13 protein-coding genes and 1 pseudogene are annotated in these 18,765 nt (G+C 69.8%); 7 read left to right on the top strand and 7 right to left on the bottom strand.

The window, feature by feature from the left end:
* Positions 1 to 55: 55 nt before the first annotated feature.
* From ACLKM7_RS07380 to ACLKM7_RS07370, 3 genes are all read right to left on the bottom strand, one after another.
* A complete protein-coding gene (locus ACLKM7_RS07380) occupies positions 56 to 1,321 on the bottom strand; it encodes an ABC transporter substrate-binding protein (RefSeq protein ID WP_436446507.1) in 1,266 nt (421 codons plus the stop codon).
* A 65-nt stretch (positions 1,322 to 1,386) separates the two neighbouring features.
* Positions 1,387 to 2,211, bottom strand: a complete 825-nt coding sequence (locus ACLKM7_RS07375; protein WP_436446506.1) for a carbohydrate ABC transporter permease — start codon at positions 2,209 to 2,211, stop codon at positions 1,387 to 1,389.
* 2 nt (positions 2,212 to 2,213) lie between these two features.
* Positions 2,214 to 3,158 carry a carbohydrate ABC transporter permease gene (locus ACLKM7_RS07370; protein ID WP_436446505.1) on the bottom strand — a complete coding sequence of 315 codons (945 nt, stop codon included), beginning with the start codon at positions 3,156 to 3,158 and terminating at the stop codon, positions 2,214 to 2,216.
* A gap of 144 nt (positions 3,159 to 3,302) precedes the next feature.
* On the opposite strand from ACLKM7_RS07370, the gene ACLKM7_RS07365 reads away from it, so the two are divergent.
* Complete coding sequence (locus ACLKM7_RS07365) at positions 3,303 to 3,767, top strand: GNAT family N-acetyltransferase (RefSeq protein WP_436446504.1); 465 nt, start codon at positions 3,303 to 3,305, stop codon at positions 3,765 to 3,767.
* 33 nt (positions 3,768 to 3,800) lie between these two features.
* Here ACLKM7_RS07365 and recQ read toward each other — a convergent pair whose 3' ends face one another.
* Entirely contained in the window at positions 3,801 to 5,795 is a 1,995-nt protein-coding gene (recQ, locus tag ACLKM7_RS07360; protein WP_436446503.1) for a DNA helicase RecQ, read from the bottom strand.
* Positions 5,796 to 5,889: 94 nt separating this feature from the next.
* Entirely contained in the window at positions 5,890 to 6,426 is a 537-nt protein-coding gene (locus ACLKM7_RS07355; protein WP_436446502.1) for a DUF1697 domain-containing protein, read from the bottom strand.
* 205 nt (positions 6,427 to 6,631) lie between these two features.
* Here ACLKM7_RS07355 and ACLKM7_RS07350 point away from each other — a divergent pair, with 205 nt between their 5' ends.
* A complete protein-coding gene (locus tag ACLKM7_RS07350; RefSeq protein WP_436446501.1) occupies positions 6,632 to 7,504 on the top strand; it encodes an SDR family oxidoreductase in 873 nt (290 codons plus the stop codon).
* A 36-nt stretch (positions 7,505 to 7,540) separates the two neighbouring features.
* Here ACLKM7_RS07350 and ACLKM7_RS07345 read toward each other — a convergent pair whose 3' ends face one another.
* Positions 7,541 to 10,159 (bottom strand): DEAD/DEAH box helicase, encoded by a 2,619-nt coding sequence (locus ACLKM7_RS07345; protein ID WP_436446500.1) that lies wholly within the window; start codon positions 10,157 to 10,159, stop codon positions 7,541 to 7,543.
* A 61-nt stretch (positions 10,160 to 10,220) separates the two neighbouring features.
* On the opposite strand from ACLKM7_RS07345, the pseudogene ACLKM7_RS07340 reads away from it, so the two are divergent.
* Together ACLKM7_RS07340 and ACLKM7_RS07335 are read left to right on the top strand one after the other, a co-directional pair.
* A pseudogene (locus ACLKM7_RS07340) lies at positions 10,221 to 10,583 on the top strand (GNAT family N-acetyltransferase); the annotation flags it as partial.
* A gap of 1 nt (position 10,584) precedes the next feature.
* A complete protein-coding gene (locus tag ACLKM7_RS07335; protein WP_436446499.1) occupies positions 10,585 to 11,601 on the top strand; it encodes a pirin family protein in 1,017 nt (338 codons plus the stop codon).
* Between the two features lie 147 nt (positions 11,602 to 11,748).
* Here the strand turns inward: ACLKM7_RS07335 and ACLKM7_RS07330 are convergent, their stop codons facing one another.
* Positions 11,749 to 15,321 (bottom strand): S8 family serine peptidase, encoded by a 3,573-nt coding sequence (locus tag ACLKM7_RS07330; RefSeq protein WP_436446498.1) that lies wholly within the window; start codon positions 15,319 to 15,321, stop codon positions 11,749 to 11,751.
* 140 nt (positions 15,322 to 15,461) lie between these two features.
* Here ACLKM7_RS07330 and ACLKM7_RS07325 point away from each other — a divergent pair, with 140 nt between their 5' ends.
* The 3 genes from ACLKM7_RS07325 to ACLKM7_RS07315 all read left to right on the top strand — a co-directional run bounded on the left by ACLKM7_RS07325 (position 15,462) and on the right by ACLKM7_RS07315 (position 18,729).
* Complete coding sequence (locus tag ACLKM7_RS07325) at positions 15,462 to 16,013, top strand: ECF transporter S component (RefSeq protein WP_436446497.1); 552 nt, start codon at positions 15,462 to 15,464, stop codon at positions 16,011 to 16,013.
* 83 nt (positions 16,014 to 16,096) lie between these two features.
* A complete protein-coding gene (locus ACLKM7_RS07320) occupies positions 16,097 to 17,881 on the top strand; it encodes an ABC transporter ATP-binding protein (RefSeq protein ID WP_436446496.1) in 1,785 nt (594 codons plus the stop codon).
* On the top strand, positions 17,878 to 18,729 hold the full coding sequence (locus tag ACLKM7_RS07315; protein WP_436446495.1) for an energy-coupling factor transporter transmembrane component T: 852 nt from the start codon (positions 17,878 to 17,880) through the stop codon (positions 18,727 to 18,729). The genes ACLKM7_RS07320 and ACLKM7_RS07315 overlap by 4 nt, the downstream gene beginning before the upstream one ends.
* Positions 18,730 to 18,765 lie beyond the last annotated feature (36 nt).

The raw sequence follows: 18,765 nt of genomic DNA, 5'->3' as shown, positions 1-18,765 counted from the left end.
AGGCGGGTGCGGTCGAGAGTCGGGGTGGCGGCGCGGGACCGCCACCCCGGGAATCTCATCCTTCGGCGTATGCGGCGTCCATCTGCGTGAGGGCGCCGACCGCGTCGGTGTCACCCGCGAGCAGCTGCTGGAGCACCTCGAAGTGCACCTGCTGCACCTTGGCGTTCGGCCACAGCTGATCCATGAAGGGGTCGGTGAGCCCGTCGGCGAGGTACTGCGTGAGCGTCTCCAGCGCCGGGTCGGGCTCGTAGCTGGACGAGCCCAGAGCGGGAATGGCGGCGATCGGAGTGTTGTAGACGTTCTGCCCCTCGTCCGAGGTGAGGAACTCGACGAGCTGGCGCGCTCCCTCCGGGTTCGACGCATCGGCGTTGATGCCGTACGCCGCGCCCATGGCAGCAGCCATGCGCGTCTCGGTCTCGTCGTCCGTCGCCGGCAGCGGCGCGAGCGTGAACTCGGTCCCGTCCGGCGCGCCCTGGCGGATGGCAGCGAGAGATGCGTTGACCTGCACGGAGGCCATCGCGTCTCCGCTGGAGACCATCGCCAGAGCGTCCTCGTAGACCGTGCCCAGCGCGTTCTCCTGGAAGCATCCCGCGTCCTGCATCTCGAGATACTTGTCGAAGACCTCGACCCACGCCGAGTCCGCGAAAGTGACCTCGCCCTCCGCCATCGCCTGCGCGAAGTCGGGCTGCGGGCCATAGACCAGCGTCGGCGCCAGCGCGTACGAGATCAGCTGCGTGTTCCACGGAGTCCCGGCTGCCAGCGCGAATGCCGTCTTGCCCGCGGCCTTCACCTCCTGGCAGAAGGCAAGCGTGTCGGTCCACGTGGTGGGGATGGTCCAGCCGTTCTCCTCCATCGCCGTCATGTTGAAGGCGGAGCCGATACCGGCCGAACTGATCGGTGCCGTGTACGTCTTGCCGCCGTTCTGACTCACCGAGACGAACCCCTCGGGGATCTTCTCCACGAAGTCCATGTCGGACAGATCCGCGACGAGGCCGGCGTCGGAGACCACCTGCATCGCCATCGGGTTGCCGTCGCCGGCCCACACGAAGAAGACGTCGGGGGCGGTACCGCTGGACAGCTGAGTGCGCAGGGTCGTCTGATACTCGTCGACACCCGACGCGATGACCTCGACCGGAATGCCGGTCTCTTCCTCGAACGCCTCCGCTGCCGCCTCTGCGCCGGCTTTGTCGCTGGTCACCGTGGCCCACGTGAGACCTTCTCCGCCTTCGCCGGAACCGCCGGGCGGGGTGTTCGAGCAGCCGGCGAGCGCTGCGACCAGCGCAGCACCGGCGACGAGCGTGACTACCGCTCTGTAGTGCATGAGTGCTCCTTCGTTGTGTGGCGTCGGTCCGCGCGCGGCTGCCCGCGGATCGCATTTCGCGACGGCTATCCCTTGAGGCCGCTGGCGAAACCCTTGATGACCGTCCGTTGCAGCAGGAAGTACACGATGAGGATCGGCGCGATGCTGATCACGAGTCCCGCGAACACGAGGTTCCACTGCGACACGTACTGGCCGACGAAGCTGTACAGAGTGACCGGGACGGTCTGCTGTCCGCTCCCACTGAGATACAGCAACGGGGTGAGGAAGTCGTTCCACACGGCGATCACGTTGAGGATGATCACCGTGCCGGTGATGGGCCTCAGCAGCGGGAAGACCACGCGCCAGAAGGTGCCGAACGCGCCAGCCCCGTCGATCGCCGCCGCTTCTTCGTACTCATGCGGCAGGGCCCGGAGGAAGCCGGTATAGAGAAAGATCGAGAACGGCATCTGCAAGCCGATGTAGTAGATCACCAGACCCCACACGGATCCCAGCAGATCGAGGTCCCGCATCGTGGTGTAGAGGGGGATGAGCGCGAGTTGCATGGGCAGCAGCAGCCCGATGAGGAACCCGAAGTAGGCGGCGGTGGACCAGCCCCGACCCACGCGGGCCAGAGGGTAGGAGGCCAGCGACGCGAAGACGACCAGTGCCGTGACGCTCACGACCGCCACGACGGTGCTGTTGATGAGCGCGTTGCCGAGGTTGCCCTGAACCCAGGCATCCGCGTAATTCTGCAGTGTGAACGTGGTGGGCAGCTCGAGCGGCCCCGCTTGGTCGTTCGGCTCGCGGAACGACAGATTGATCAGGACGTATGCGGGCACGAAGAACAGCGCCGCGACGACGATCATGACGGCTTCGAGGATGCCGGTTCTCCAGGTGTAGCGCAGGTACACGACTACCTCCGGTTCTGGCGGCTCAGCACGAAGTACTGTCCGCTGGAGAGAACGGCCACGAGGACGGTCAGGACGACGGCGATCGCGATGCCGTAGGCGAAGTCGCCGAACTGGAATGCGTTCTTGTAAAGGAGCGTGGTCATGGTCTCGGTCGACCCTCCAGGGCCGCCGCCGGTCATCACCCACACCTGATCGAACAGTCGAAGGCCGCCGATGATCGACAGCATCAGGTTGATCGTGATCGACGGCGCCAGCTCGGGGCGGATGATGCTCCAGAAGCGCCGGAAGGGGCCCGCGCCGTCGACGTACGACGCCTCGATGACCTCTGTCGAGATGCCCTGCATGTTCGCGAGGAAGATCACCATCGAATAGCCCGCGAACTGCCACACCACGACGATGCAGATCGACCAGATCGCGACGTCCGAGTCGCCGAGCCAGTTCTGCGCCAACGCTCCGAGGCCGACCGCGTTGAGAAGTGAGTTGACGGCGCCGTCCGGGGAGTAGAGGTTCTGCCACAGGTACGCCGTCGCGACAGGGGTGATGATCGCCGGCGCGAACAGCAGCACACGCAGGATGTTGCGGCTCTTGATCCTGCTGTTGACGCCGAGGGCCAGGAGGAGGCCGATCGCGTTCTGCACGATGGTGATGGTGAACGCGATGACGAGTGTGCGTCCGATGGCGCCCGCCGCCTTCGGGTCCTGTGCGAGCCGGACGAAATTCTCGAATCCGACGAAGGCCCGATCGGAGGAGAGCCCATCCCAGTCCGTGAAGGCCAGGCCGGCACCTTGGACACTCGGCCACAGGACGACGAAGAGGTAGAAGGCGGCCGCGGGAACGAGGAACAGCCACAACCTCGAGGTGCCGCGGCGGAGGCCTCCACCCGCCCGACTCGGGCCCGGCGTGCGTGGCGACGTTGCGCGCGGTGCGGCGGTGATAGTGGCGCTCATCCGGGATTCGACCTCCTCGTCGTGAATTCAATCGATTAAATCAGAGGGGATTTAATCGATACAACCCCCAATTTCGATCAGTCTGGAGTCGCTCGGTGAGCCCGCACCCTGTCCACCGCGCCTCCGCGGCTCTACGGTGGACGCATGAACGGGGTGCGCGTCCGGCGTGCCGGCATCGGCGATGCCGGGATCGTGGCGAGCATGCTGCACGACTTCAACACCGAGTTCGACACCGACTCCCCGGGCCCGATCGTCCTGGCCTCCCGGCTGCGGTCGCTGCTGGCCGGCGCCGACACCTTCGCACTGCTCGGCGGCGAGCCTCCGGCCGGCCTTGCGCTCGTGACCCTGCGTCCGAACGTCTGGTACCCCGGACCCGTCGCGCTGCTCGACGAGATGTACGTCGTCCCTTCCGCGCGCGGTGCCGGGATCGGCAGCGCGATCATCCGGCGGCTAATCGAGGACTGCCGCGTGGCCGGGGTCTCGGCGATCGAGATCAACGTCGACGAGGCCGACGTCGACGCGCAGCGCTTCTACGAGCGCCACGGCTTCCACGGTGCCGACCCCGACACCGGCGAGCGTGCCTACTACTACGCCCAGGAGCTCGACTGACCCTCGTCGCTCTTCGGGCGCGTCTGCTCGGCGCTATGCCGCCGCTGCGACCACTTCCAGCACCGCATCGCCGTAGGCCTCGCGCTTCTTGGCGCCGATGCCGGTGACACCGTCGAGGTCGGCGAGGCTGGCCGGACGCCGCTCGGCCAGCGCACGCAGGGTCGAGTCGCCGAAGATGATGTAGGCCGGAACGCCGAGCTCTTTCGCGACCCCCGCGCGCCATGCGCGCAGCGCCTCGAACAGGCCGACATCGCCAGCGGCCAGCGACTCGGGCGCCGTCGTCTTGCGCACGCGCCCGGCGCCAGCCGACCTGCCCATGACGTCGCGTCGCAGCGGCACCGCGGTCTCGCCCTTCAAGACTCCCCCGGCCGGCTCGCCGAGGGCGAGGGTGCCGTACTCGCCGCGGGCGACCAGGATGCCGCGGGCCAGCAGCTGCCGGATCACACTGCGCCAGTCCTGCTCGCTGAGGTCGCCGCCGAGCCCGTAGGTCGACAGCGAGTCGTGCCCCTGCTGGCGCACGCGCTCCGTCGAGGCGCCGCGCAGGATGTCGATGAGGTGACCGGCGCCGAACGCCTGCCCGCGCTCCCGCTGAAGCCGCACGATCGTCGACAGCAGCTTCTGCGCGGGAACCAGGCCGTCCCACGTCTCGGGCGCTTCGAGGCACGTGTCGCAGTTGCCGCACGGGCCGGAGTCCTCGCCGAAGTAGGACAGGAGGTTCTGTCGGCGGCATCCGATCGTCTCGCACAGCGCGAGCATCGCGTCGAGGTGCTGTCCGAGACGGGTCTTGAACGAGCGGTCTCCCGGCGACTGGTCGATCATGCGACGCTGCTGCACCACGTCGCCGAGGCCGTACGCCATCCATGCGACCGACGGCTCACCGTCGCGGCCCGCGCGTCCGGTCTCCTGGTAGTAGCCCTCGACCGACTTCGGCAGGTCGATGTGGGCGACGAACCGCACGTCGGGCTTGTCGATGCCCATGCCGAACGCGATCGTGGCGACCATCACCACGCCGTCTTCGCGGAGGAACCTCGACTGGTTGGCGGCACGCGTCTCTGCCGGCAGGCCCGCGTGGTACGGCAGCGCGTCGATGCCCTGACCGGCGAGGAATTCCGCCGTCTGCTCCACCGACTTGCGGCTGAGCGCGTAGACGATGCCCGCCGCGCCGGCGCCCTGCGAGCGGATGAACGCCACGAGCTGGCGTCGAGGATCGGTCTTCGTCTCGATGCGGTACTGGATGTTGGGCCGGTCGAAGCTCGAGACGAAGTGCCGCGCCTGGGGCAGCTGCAGTCGCTCCGTCATCTCGCGGTGCGTGGCCGGCGTCGCGGTCGCGGTCAGCGCCAGGCGCGGAACGCCGGGGAAGCGCTCGGCGAGCGCGCCGAGGGCGAGGTAGTCGGGACGGAAGTCGTGGCCCCACTGCGAGACGCAGTGGGCCTCGTCGATCGCGATGACGCTGAGGCGGCCGCGCGCCAGGAACCGCAGCGTGGTCTCGGTGTTCAGCCGCTCGGGCGCCACGTAGAGCAGGTCGAGCTCGCCCGCGAGGTAGGCCCGCTCGACGGCCGCACGTTCGGGCGGAGCCTGAGTCGAGTTGAGGTAGGCGGCACGCACGCCGTTGGCGACGAGCGCGTCCACCTGGTCGTGCATCAGCGCGATGAGCGGGCTGACCACGAGACCGGTGCCCGGCCGCACGAGGGCAGGCACCTGGTAGCACACGCTCTTGCCCCCGCCGGTCGGCATCAGCACGACGGCATCCCCGCCGCCGATCACGTGCTCGACGATGGAGCCCTGCTCACCGCGGAACGTGTCGTAGCCGTACACCTCGTGGAGCACGGCGCGCGGGTCGGCTCCCGAGAAGTCGCGGCGCGGCGCGGTCGTGTCGAACGGCGAGTCGAGGAACGCCGACGAGGGCGCCCGCGGGTCGGGAGGCGGGGACCACCCGTCCTCGGGCGGCACCCATGCCTCGTCGAGCGGGGGCGCGTCCGCGTCGCTCCACGCGAGGTCGGCGTACGGGTCGCCGGAGGGGATGGTCACCCGATCCAGGGTAACCGCGGCATCCGACGATCAGTCCCCCGTCGACCGGCCGGTGGAGACGTGACCTGGCCCGTTGTCTGGGGAGGAAGCGACGTCAGCACCACTTCTCGGCGATCGCCGTGATGACGTTGAGGTTGCGGTTGGTCGCGACCCCGAGCAGCTTGGTCGCGTTGAGCGGATCGACCGACCCGGTCTGGTAGCCGGGCCCAAGCAGCGCGTGGGCCGCGCGGCCACGCACGACGATCTCTCCGGCGTCGCTCGCAAGCGACGCGATGCGCACCAGGGTCTCGTCGGGAATCTCGTCCTTCATCAGATACACGTAGTGCCGCGCGAGCCCGGGCCGGGCGTCGCTCAGTTCACGGGCCTCGCGGGCGATCGCGGCGAGCTCCGCGGTCGTGAACACCATCGTGGGGACCTCGAACCCCCGGTCCGCGGCGAATGCCTTCTCGAGCGCGGCCTCGATCTTGGCGCGCGAGCGCATCGGCGTGGTCAGTCGCACGTTGCCGGTGTTGATGTGCGTCTCCACGTCGGTGAACCCGGCTTCCTCGACCACCCGTTTGATGTCGCCCTTCGGAAACACCCGCTTCGCCCCGAGGTTGATCGCACGAAGGAAAGCCACATAGGTCGGCATCCCGCCATCATGGCGGATGCGACGGGGCCGAAGCATCCGTTATCGTCGTCTGCATGCAATGCCTGTGACCTCGCCCCCCGTCACCATCGCGCGTTCTGCGCACAGATTCCGGATGCTCCCCACGCCCTCTCCACGCATCGCTGGCGCGCTGCGCGGAGCCTCGGGGCGCGTGGGCCCACAACCCGGGCACCTCGAAAGGCATCGCATGTTCCCCTCAACCTCCCTGCCGCTGCGCGGCAAGACCGCTCTCGTCACCGGCGTCTCTCGCCGCCGCGGCATCGGCTTCGCCGTCGCCACGCAGTTCGCGCGGCTCGGCGCCGACGTGTTCATCCACCACTACCGCCCGCATGACACCGACCTGCCGTGGGGCGGTGACGACCTCGACGCCGTGCGCGACGGGCTCCGCGAAGAGCTCACGCCCGGTGCGTCGCTCGGCGACATCGGCGCGGACCTGCGGGACGCGGCATCCGTTCCCCTCGTCATCGAGGCCGCGAGAGCTCTCACCGGCAGGCTCGACATCCTCGTGTGCAACCACGCGAAGTCGGGTGACGACGGCTCGATCCTCGACATGACCGCTGATCGGCTCGACGCGTTCTGGCAGGCCAACGCCCGCTCGACGCTGCTGCTCACACGCGAATTCGCCGCGCTCCACAGCGGCGAGCGCACCGAATCGCGACCCGGCGAGCGGATCGGGCGCAGCGAGCCGTTCGCCGAGCCGACCGGCCGGGTGTTCTGGATGACGTCGGGGCAGATCCACGGGCCGATGCGCGGCGAGGTCGCCTATGCCGCCAGCAAGTCGGTGCTCGCAGGACTGACGAAGACGGTGGCCGCGGAGGTGCTCGACCTCGGCATCATCCTCAACACGATCGACCCGGGGCCCGTGAACACGGGGTACCTCGACCCCGAGACGACGGACCGTCCGCTTGATGAGATCGAAGCGTGGATGCGGGCGACGCCGTTCGGCCGCTACGGGCAGCCGGACGACCCCGCCCGGCTGATCGCGTGGCTCGCGACCCCCGCCGGGGCGTGGGTGGTGGGGCAGGTGCTCTCGACCGACGGAGGTCTCGGGCTCGGCTGACCCCGGCAGATCACCTGTTCGGGCAATGGCGAAGGGCTACAGCCGCACGACCTCGGTGACCCGCACGACCGCCGTGCCGGACTCCTCCGATGCGGCGAGGTCGACGACCCCGCGGATCCGCCAGTCGTGGTGGCCCTCGGGGTCGTCGATCGTCTGCTCGACCCGCCAGACACCGGATGCCGTGGCGGGATGTTCATCCACCGTCACGAGCCGCGGCGAGCGCGCCGGTCCGCCGGTGAGGATCTCGTCGTGCTCGTCGAAGTACGCGTCGAGGGCGTCCGGCCAGCCGGCGTCGGGATCGAGTTCGACGAGCTCGTCGTCACGCTGCCGGGCGGCCAGCTGCACGCGCCGGAACAGCTCGTTGCGCACCAGCACACCGAAGGCGCGCCGGTTCGTGAGCACCGACGGCGGCGCGGGCGGCACCACCGGGGCCGACGGGTCGTCGACGGGATTGATGAGCGACTCCCACTCGTCGACGAGGCTCGAGTCGACCTGTCGCACCACTTCGCCGAGCCACGCGACGAGATCGTGCAGGTCCTCGGTCTGCGCCTCAGCCGGCACGGTCTGCCGGATCGCGCGGTAGGCGTCCGAGAGGTAGCGCAGCACCAGGCCCTCGCTGCGGGCGAGCTGGTAGAGCGAGATGAGCTCCGAGAACGACAGCGCCCGCTCGAACATGTCGCGCACGACCGATTTGGGCGACAGCTCGAAGTCGCGGATCCACGGCTGGCTCGACGCGAAAACCTCGAACGACTGGGCGAGCAGCTCCTCGAGAGGCTTCGGATACGTGACCTCTTCGAGCAGCGCCATCCGCTCGTCGTAATCGAGGCCATCCTGCTTCATCGCCGCCACCGCCTCACCGCGCGCGCGGAACTGCTGCTGCGACAGCACCGGCCGCGGATCGTTGAGGGTCGCCTCGATGACGCTCACGACATCGAGCGCGTAATGCCCGGTCCCGGCTCCTCCCTCGGAGCCCTCCGGGTCGAGCAGCCCGATCGCGGCGAGCGCGAACGGCGACAACGGCTGGTTGAGGGCGAAGTTCGGCTGCAGATCGACCGTGAGACGGATGGTGTTCCGGATGCCGGGGCCTGCGGCATCCGGAATCTGCACCGAGTCGTCGCGAACGGCCGCCTGGTCGACCGCAGACCCGGCCATCTGCGACGGCTCGGCGTCAGACGCCGCGGCGCGGTCGACCTCGACCACGCCGGCGGTCACCAGAGTGCGGAAGATCGCGATCGCGCGCCGGGCGAGCTCGTACTTGCGCGCGCGAGGCTCGTGGTTGTCGAAGACGAGCGAGCGGACGTTCCCGAACACGTCGCCACCGCGCGCGATGACGTTGATGAGCATCGCCGCGGTCAGCTGCAGTTGCGGCACGAGCGGCTCGGGCTCGGCCTCGACGAGGCGCTCGAACGAGCCGATGCCCCAGTTGACGACGCCGGTGGGGGCTTTCTTGCGCACGATCTTCTTGCGCTTGGCCGCGTCGTCGCCTGCCTTGCGCAGCGCGGACTCGTTCTCGATCTCCCACTCCGGCGCCATCACGACGACGGTTCCGGCGGTGTCGAACCCTGCTCGCCCCGCGCGACCGGCGATCTGGTGGAACTCGCGGGCGCTCAGCTGACGCATCCGGGTGCCGTCGAACTTCGACAGCGCCGTGATGAGCACCGTGCGGATCGGCACGTTGATGCCGACGCCGAGCGTGTCGGTGCCGCAGATCACGCGGAGGAGCCCGCGCTGCGCGAGCGTCTCGACCAGGCGCCGGTATCGCGGCAGCATGCCCGCGTGATGCACGCCGATCCCGGAGCGGACGTAACGCGAGAGCGTTCGCCCGAACGCCGTGGTGAAGCGGAAGCCGCCGATCGCGTCGGCGATCTCGTCGCGCTGCTCGCGCGACACGACGCGGATGGACGACAGCGCCTGCGCACGCTCCATCGCCGCGGCCTGCGAGAAGTGCACGACGTAGATCGGCGACTGCCCGGTCTGCAGCAGCTCCTCGACCGTCTCGTGGATCGGCGTGCGGGCGTACGAGAAGTGCAATGGCACGGGGCGTTCCACACCGGTCACGCGCGCCACCGGGCGGCCGGTACGGCGTTCGAGATCCTCGGCGATCGCGGTCACATCGCCGAGAGTCGCCGACATCAGCACGAACTGCGCGCGCGGCAGGAGCAGCAGCGGCACCTGCCACGCCCAGCCCCGTTCCGGGTCGCCGTAGTAGTGGAACTCGTCCATCACGACCTGGTCGACGATCGCGTCGGCGCCCTGGCGCAGGGCGAGATTGGCCAGGATCTCTGCCGTGCAGCACACGATCGGGGCATCCGGATTCACCGCGGAATCCCCCGTCACCATGCCCACGTTGGCCGCGCCGAAGATCTCGACGAGCGCGAAGAACTTCTCGCTCACCAGCGCTTTGATCGGTGCCGTGTAGTAGGTGCGACCGCCCTGCGACAGCGCCGCGGCGTGCGCCGCGACCGCCACGAGGGACTTGCCGGTGCCCGTCGGCGTCGACAGGATCACGTGCGACCCCGAGACGATCTCGATGATCGCCTCGTCCTGCGCGGGGTACAGCGACAGGCCGCGATCGGCGGCCCATTCCACGAACCCGGTGTACACCGCGTCGGCGTCCGCGTCGCGCGGCACGGCGTCCAGGAGCGAGAGCGGCATCGTCCGAGTCTGCCAGGTGCCGGCGTGACGTCCGGCCCGAGCGCGACGCTGGCGGAACACCCGGTGGCGCGCCTACGTTGGGACGGAGGACGAAGGGATGCCGATGCCAGCCGCCGAAGACCAGACGACTGTCCGCCGCAACGACGACGAGGGCCGCTACGAGGTGTGGGTGGGCGACACGCTCGCCGGGTTCACCGAGTTCTCGGTCGATGCCCGCGGCCGCTACCGCTACCCGCACACCGAGGTCGATCCCGCGTTCCGCGGCCGTGGCCTCGCGCAGATCGTGGTGGCCGAGGCGATGGCCGACTCCGCACGCCGCGGCGAGACCGTGGTGCCGCTGTGCCCCGTGGTGGTGCGCTACCTGCAGGACAACGAGGTGCCGGGACTCGACATCCACTGGCCGTCGCGGGTCAGCGCACCCTGACATGACGCGGCTCGACGTCGACTCGACGGCCGGCGGGCTGAACCCCGACGCGGCCGAGATCGCCGGTCCCGCCGAGTGCTCGGGGCCGCGCACGCTTCTGCTCGAGAGCCGCGACGTGCCGCTCGGCGGCGTGCGGGCGATGTCGGTGCGCCGCTCGCTGCCGCAGCGGGAGCTGCCGCTCGTGGGCGCGTGGTGCTTCCTGGACCGCTTCGGCCCGCAGGAGGCGCGCATGCGCGTCGAACCGCACCCGCACATCGGCTTGCAGACCGTGACCTGGCCGTACGTCGGCGAGGTGCGACACCGCGACACCGTCGGCAGCGACGTGGTCGTGCGCCGCGGTGCGCTCAACCTCATGACGAGCGGTGCGGGCATCGCCCACTCCGAGTACTCGGTCGGGCAGGATGCCACGCCCCTCGACGCCTTGCAACTGTGGGTCGCGCTGCCCGAGTCGCGGCGACACGGTCCGCCCGCTTTCGAGCAGCACGCGGTGCTGCCCGACGTGGAGCTCGAGGCGATCGCGGGTGAGCCGGGAGGCGCGACCGTCGTGATGGGGGAGCTCGCGGGCGTGAGCTCGCCGGCCAGCACGTACACGCCGATCGTCGGCGCCGAACTGCGCATCCCCGCGGGCTCGAGCGTGCGCGTGCCCTTGAACCCGGCGTGGGAGCACGCGCTCATCGCGGTCGACGGCGAGGCGGCCGTGGCATCCACCGCACTCGACACCGCCCACCTGCTCTATCTCGGGCTGCAGCGCGACGACGTGGTCATCGAGAGCGCCTCAGGCGCGACCCTGTTCCTGCTCGGCGGCGAGCCGTTCGAGGACGACATCGTCATGTGGTGGAATTTCGTCGCCCGTTCGCACGAGGAGATCGCCGACGCACGGGAGGCCTGGGAGGCCGAGGGTGCCGGCGACGCTGCTGCGCCGGCTCGGTTCGGCCCGGTCGTCGACCACGGCGACGAGCGCATCCCGGCGCCCCCGCTCCCCGCGGTGCGGCTGACCCGCCGCAGGCGGCGCCTGTAGCAGGCCCGCCGCCGCGAAAAGGTGCCTTGCGCCCCGAGAAGGTGCTTTGCGCCGCGAGAAGGTGGGCACCTTCTCGGCAGAAAAGATGCCGTCCGGGCATACGAAGGCGCCCGAGCCGAAGCCCGGGCGCCTTCGTGCATCAGGACATCAGCGGGTGACGATGAATCCCGACAGGCCCGCCGATGACTGCACATGGTCACTGCCCGGGTAGCTCGCCGTCACGACGTACAGGCCGCGCTTCTGCTTCGGCAGCGCGATCGTGACCGTTCCGTCCACCAGCTCGCCGGTGAACTTCTGGGCGTTGACCCACACCGCTACAGGCCCAGAAGCAGCCTCCCCGCCCGACGGCGTGACCGTGACGGTCACAGCGAAGTCGGTCGAGGTCCGCCCGATGTAAGGGCTGACCGTCACCGAGGTCTTCGACGTGAACTTCACGAAGACGGACTCGCTCACCGCCGTCCCGGCGTTGATGTTGCCCGCCTGGGTGGCGGTCACCTGCACCGAGAGCGCCGTTGCGGCATCGGCATCCGTCACCGTGTACTTCTGAGCGGTCGCACCCTCGATCGGAGCGCCGTCGCGCAGCCACTGATAGGCGAACGTGACGTCGGCCGGCTCCCACTGACCCGGGTTGGCCTTGAGGGTCTTGCCGACCTTCGCGGAACCGTGGATCTTCGGGGCGACGACGGCCGCCGGTGCCGCGGCACCTGAGTCGACCGTCAGCACCGTGCGCACGTCCGAGTCGCCGTACTGCACCACGCCGTAGTAGCGCGTCTCAGGGGCCAGGCCCGACCACGACAGGGTGTAGCTCGTGGGCGTGCTCTCGGTGACCGGCAGCGGGTTCGGCGCCGCGGTGAGCGACCCCTCGCCCTCGACCCCGACGACGGCTGTCGTAAGGTCCCACGTGAACGGAGCCGTGTGCGAGTACACGTGCGCCTCGACGAGATAGGTGCCGGCGGTCGGTTCGGTCAGTACGACCGACTCGTCGGCCGCGCCGCTCGCCGACTGCCACTGCTCGTAGAACCGCAGGTCGTCCGGGCTGACCACGCGGTACACGAACAGGTCGAGGTCGGAGCCCTCGTCGTCCGACGAGTCGAGGTCGAACCTCGCGAGAGTAGAGCCCTCCGGCACGTCGACGAGGTAGTACGAGTACCCGTCCTCGTCACCGGACGTCTCGTTTCCGGAGTGACCCGGAACCTCGACACCGTTGGCGAAGATCTCCTCGGTCTGGAGTGTCGCCGGCGCGAGACCGCTGAGGTTCAGCGGAAGCTCGCCGGTGATGCCCGGCGTGATCTCGACGGTCGTGCTGCCGTTGATCCCCTCGCCCGACACGTCCGCCGGGGCGTCCGCGGTGACCGGATAGATCGCGATCGGCGAGCGCACCGTGGTCGGGCCGCTCCACGTGAGGAAGCCGGTGGCCCACGTCTCGGGGTCGGCCGTCGTCTTGGTGAAGGTCACGGTGAACGTGCCCGTCTCACCCTCGGCGAGGGTGAGCGAGGCCGGTTCGACGACGGCGTCCACGCCGGCGACCGAGGCGGCCGCCGTGTAGGTGCCCGCGGTAGTGGCGCGCACCGTGCGCGTCACCGTCTGCGGGCCCGACAGCGAGCCGATCGCGATCGAGGCCAGGTTCAGGTCGCTGCCGTCGATCGGCTCGACGCCGAAGTCGTACAGGTCCTTGCCCTGGAGGTACGCCGCCCAGTCCGCGGGTCCGTTGTCGTAGACCAGGCCCGGTTCGAAGTACCGGGTCGGGTCGACGTGTCCCGCGCCCTGCGCGAACGGATCGGTGCTGGTCGAGCCGTCGTCGTTCACGGTGTCGTACGCCGTCGTCATCATCGCGGACTTGATCTCGCCCGGGGTCGCGTTCGGTCGCTCGCCCAGGTACAGCGCGGCGAGACCGGCGATGTGCGGCGACGACATCGAGGTGCCCGACTTGAAGCCGAACGTCGCGTCCTCCGCCGCGGCATTGTGGGTCGCCGCGAGGATCGCGACGCCCGGAGCCGAGATGTCGGGCTTGAGGATGTCGCTGCCGTCGGCCAGCATCGGGCCACGGCTCGAGAACCCGGCGACCACGGGGGTCGGGGTCTCGACTCCGGTGATGTTCGCGCCGTGCAGCGTGGCGGTCGCATCCGGCGTACCCTGCACGTACGCCAGCAGGGCCGCGCGATACGTGTCGGAGATGTGCACCGTGGGCACCGAGTGGAAGTCGTTGTCGAGCGACCCCGGCGTGACGTTCACCAGGATCATGCCGACGCCGCCGGCCTCGGCCACCGCCTGCGACTTCTCGACGCGGGCATTGGTGCCGCGGTCGCAGACGACGATCTTGCCGGTCACGACGGCCGGGTCGAGCGTGTCGAGGAAGCACAGCTGAGCCTCCGCGACCGCCGCACCCGCTGCTGCGGCGTCGCCGGCATAGACGACCGGTGCGGTCACGGTCTCACCGAACGGGACGCTCACCGAAGCGCCGGCGGCGAGGACGGGTCCGGCCTCGACCGTGCCCTCGTACGTCGGGATGGTGGATGCCGCGACCGTCGTGTACCACGGCGACGCGTGGTCGGCGGTCGAGGCGCCAGGGCCGTCGTTGCCGGCGCTGACCGCGACGAAGATGCCGGCGGCCGCGGCGTTGAAGAACGCCGCGTCCTCGGTGGCGAACGTCGTCGTCGCGGCGCCGCCGCCGATCGAGTAGTTGATGACGTCCACGCCGTCAGCGGCGGCGGCGTTGATCGCTGCCATCAGGTCGCTCAGCGCGCAGATGTCGTCGTCGGTGATGAGCGGGTCGGGCCCGACGTAGCAGGCCTTGTACGCGGCCACCCTGGCCGCCGGTGCCACACCGGAGATGGCGCCGAAGTCGATTCCTTCGACGGATGCCGCGACGTCGTGGTTGCCCGCTGCCGTGCCTGCCGTGTGCGACCCATGGCCGTCGGCGTCCCGGGGAGAGAGGTAATCGGGGGCGAAGTCGAAGCCCGCCGCGGCGGCGCCGGCGCTGAAGTACTTCGCGCCGACGAGTTTGGTGGAGTAGTCGTCGACGTCCCACTCTTCGCCGGTGACTCTGTCGCTGCGGAACGTGTTGCCGTCGGCCTTGGCGTAGACGACGGTGTTGCCGTCGAGGTACGGCTCCGCACCCGCGGCGGTACCCAGCGGCGCACCCGCGAACGACGGGTTCTCGGGGGCGATGCCGGTGTCGATGACGCCGACGACCGTGCCGGCGCCGGCCTGGTCGACGCCGCCGACGGCGTTCCACACGCCCGCGTCGCCTTCGAGTCCGAGGAACTCGGTCGACGGGACGGCATCCGGGTGCAGGATCTCGTCGGGAACGACGGACTTGACGCCGTCGGCGCCGGCGAGCTTCGCCGCCTGCGCTGCGGTGAGGTTGGCGGTGAACGCGTTGAGCGTGATGGTCAGCGTGCCGTCAGGCGTCACGCCTGCCTCGGTGGCGACGTCGCGCTGCCGCTCCTCGAGGAAGTCCGAGTACCGCTGGACGTCTCGTTTCGACGCGTCGAGCTTCTCGCCCGCCTCGGGCTTGGTGGGAGCCAGGCCGGCCTCGCCGCCTTCGTAGGTGGCCGCCGGGGCCTCGTCGAGCAGGACGATGTAGCGTCCGGCCGAGAGGTCGATGGGGATGGGGGTGTTCACCTCCTCCGGTTCGGCACCGAAACTGGCGGTGGCGGTACCGGTGAACAGTGCGGCGAGTGTGACGACCGCTGCTGCCCGCACGGAGGATCGACCCATGTTGGCCTCCATCGTGGATATGAGGAAGTTGCCGCGCCACATCGTTGGGGCGCAGCACGCTCCAACGTAACTCCCAGGCGACTCTCAGTAAATGAGAGCTCCATGAGAACCGCCCTCCCGCCCGCCGGTACGCTGGGCAGGTGGCCCGAGTTTCCCGACTGTCGACGAGCGTTCTGCTCACTTGCGCGGCGATCGGGGTGGCGACCGGTGCGCTGCAGGCGGGCGCCGGAGCGATCAGCGGGTTCGTCTCGGCCGGGGTCCCCCTCTTGTACGGGCTCGTGCTCGGGGTCCACGTCCTGCCGGGTGTGATCGCACAGGACGTGCTCCGACGCCCGTGGGTCGCGCTCATCACCCACCTGATCGCCGCTCTCGTCGCGAGCGCCGTCGTCCCGCTGTGGATCGGCCGGTACATCGGCACCGCCCTGCTGATCGGCGGGCTGCAGGAGCTGATCGCGGCGATGTCGCGCTACCGCCGCTGGGAGTCCTGGCGCTTCTTCCTCTCCGCGGTCATCGTGGGTGCAGTGATCGCGATTGCGATCTGGTTCACCGCCGACGTCTCGCGCTTCCCGGTGTGGGGGCAGATCGTCTATGTCGCACTGTTCGTGCTCGGTCCCGTCGGCTGGACCGCCGTCGGCCTCGGCGTCGGCAGCGCGCTGCGACGAGCAGGAGTCGCGCGTCGCAGCCGGCCCTGAGGCATCCTGTCCCCGCAAACCGGAGTGGCCTTGCGGGTTAGGTCACGCTAAGTTAGGGGAGGCTTAGTTACCCCGACGATCGGATGCCCGTGTCCTCTGCCGTGCCGCTGCTGCGGGTGCGCGACCTCGGCATCACCCACGACGGCGAGACCACACCGGCTCCCGCATCCGTCTCGTTCGACGTCGCGCCCGGCGAGGTCGTGCTCCTTCTCGGCCCGAGCGGCTCGGGCAAGTCGACCCTGAGCCTCGCGCTGAACGGCCTGATCCCCCATGCCGTGCCCGCGACCGTCACCGGCTCGGTGGTCGTGGACGGCCTGGACACGAACACCACACCGGTGGCCGAGCTCAGCACCCGCGTCGGCATGGTCTTCCAGGATCCCGACGCCCAGCTGGTCACCGGCACACTTCTGGATGAGGTGGCCTTCGGTCCTGAGAACCTCCGGATGCCGGTGGCAGAGGTGCTCGCACGCGCCGAGGCGGCGCTGCGCCGAGTGGGTCTGTGGGAGCGACGCGGCGAGAACCCCGACCGCCTGTCGGGCGGTGGCCGCCAGCGGCTGGCGATCGCGTGCGCCCTCGCGATGGGGTCGCCGCTGCTCGTGCTCGACGAACCGACCGCGAACCTCGATCCGCGCGGAATCGAGGAGGTGTACGACGCCCTGGCCGAACTGGTCGCGGCGGGCGATCGCGCCATCCTGCTGGTCGAGCACAACCTCGACGCCGCCGTCGGCTTCGTCGACCGGGTCGTCGTGCTCGACCACGACGGCCGCCTCGCCGCCGACGGCACCGTCCACGACGTGCTGCGCGGCCGCGCCGAAGAACTGCACGAGATGGGCGTGTGGCTGCCGGTGTCGTCGATCGCCGCGCTGCGCCTGCGGCGCGCCGGCTTCGTTCTCGACCCCCTGCCCTTGACGCCGGCGGAGCTGCACTCCGCCCTCGAGGCCGAGGAAGGCCAGACACCTCCTGACACCCGGTCGTCGAGCGAGCGAGGAACGAGCGAGACGAAACGACCCGAACCGACGGGCGACGTACTCATCACGGTCCGCGGCCTGAGCCTCCGCCGGGGGCGGAGCGAGGTGCTGCACGGCATCGATCTGGACATCGCCCGCGGAGAGTTCGTCGCGATCGTCGGAGCCAACGGCGCCGGAAAGACCAGCCTCATCCAGGCGATGGCAGGGGTCGTGCCGCCGCCTCGCGGCACCGTGACGGTGGATGGCATCGATATCGGCCGCGCCGACGCGCGCACCCTCAGCTCGCGCATCGGCTTCGTGTTCCAGAACCCCGAGCACCAGTTCATCGCCCACACGGTGTTCGACGAGATCGCGCACGGCCTGCGACTGCAGCACCTGCCCGACGATGAGGTGCGCACGCGCGCGGAGGCGCTGCTCGACCGTTTCGGCCTCGCCGGCAGGGCCGAGAGCCACCCGTTCCTGCTGTCGGGCGGCCAGAAGCGCCGGCTCTCGGTGGGCACCGCTCTCGTCGCCGGCGCCCCGGTTCTGGTGCTCGACGAGCCGACGTTCGGCCAGGACCGCGCTCGCGCCGACGAACTGCTCGGCTTGCTGTCCGAGCTGAACGCCGACGGCACGACGATCATCGTCGTCACGCACGACATGCAGCTGGTCACCGAGTACGCCGACCGCACCGTGGTGATGACGGACGGCCGCGTGCTCGCATCCGGCGCCACTCCGGAGGTCTTCGCGGACGCCGCGCTGATCGAGCGTGCCGGCCTTCGGCTGCCGCCGCTGCGGCGCGCGCTGCACGGCCTGCAGCGGCATCCGGAACTCTCGCGCATCGCGCGACTCACGGACCTTCCCGGCGCGCGGGCGTCCACGCCGGCGACGGCCGCGCACCACACGGGAGGTGCGGCATGACCGACTCCGCCCCGCTGCTGGCCGTGCAGGCGCCCGACGCACAGTTCGATCCGTACGCGCAGCGCGTCGAGGCATCCCCGGTCCGGTTCCTCTACGCCCTCAACCCGCTCGCGAAACTCGCCGCTCCCTTGCCCGCAATGATCGTGCTGATCTTCGTACGGGATGCCGCGACGCCGGCGGCGTTCCTCGTGCTGGCCTACGCCGTGCTGCTGGTGGGCGCGCAGTTCACGCGCGTGCTCGCCGGTGTGCTGCTGCTGGCGCTGCCGCTGGGGGCGATGGCCATCGGCTTCGGCTTCTCGCTGTGGACGGATGCGTCACAGGTCGACGACACCCCGGTTTTCTGGCAGATCGGCGGGTGGACCCTGTACCAGGGTGCGCTCGCGATCGGATTCGCGACCGGTCTGCGCCTCGCGGCGATCGTCGCCCTCACCCTCATCGCCGGCCTGTCGACCACGGGCCCCGACCTCGTGCGCGCCAGCGTGCAGCACCTGCGAGTGCCCTACCGCATCGGCTACACGGCACTGGCCGCCTTCCGGTTCGTGCCCCGGTTCGGCCACGAGCTCGATGTGATCCGGCAGGCGCACCGGGTGCGCGGATCCCACGGCGGACGTGGCCCGTTCACCGCCGTCGCGCGCTGGTTCGGCTATGTCGTGCCGTTGATGGCGGGCGCGATCCGCCACGCCGAGCGCGTCGCGCTGGCGATGGACTCACGCGCGTTCGGCGCCTATCCCGACCGGACCGAACGGCATCTGGTTCCGTACCGGGTGCGCGACACCGTCTTCATCGTGCTGTTCTGGGCTGCCTCGGCCGCCGTGCTCTGGTTCTTCTTCCCGTGGGGCCTCGGCTAGCCCGAACGCTTCGCGATCCCACACCCCTTCACCGCA

Origin of the sequence: Microbacterium sp. I2 (genome assembly GCF_051364985.1) — a bacterium.
In the GTDB taxonomy this organism is placed as follows: Bacteria; Actinomycetota; Actinomycetes; order Actinomycetales; family Microbacteriaceae; genus Microbacterium.
Note: the sequence above shows the minus strand (reverse complement) of the source record. Positions and strands in the feature narration are given on the sequence as shown.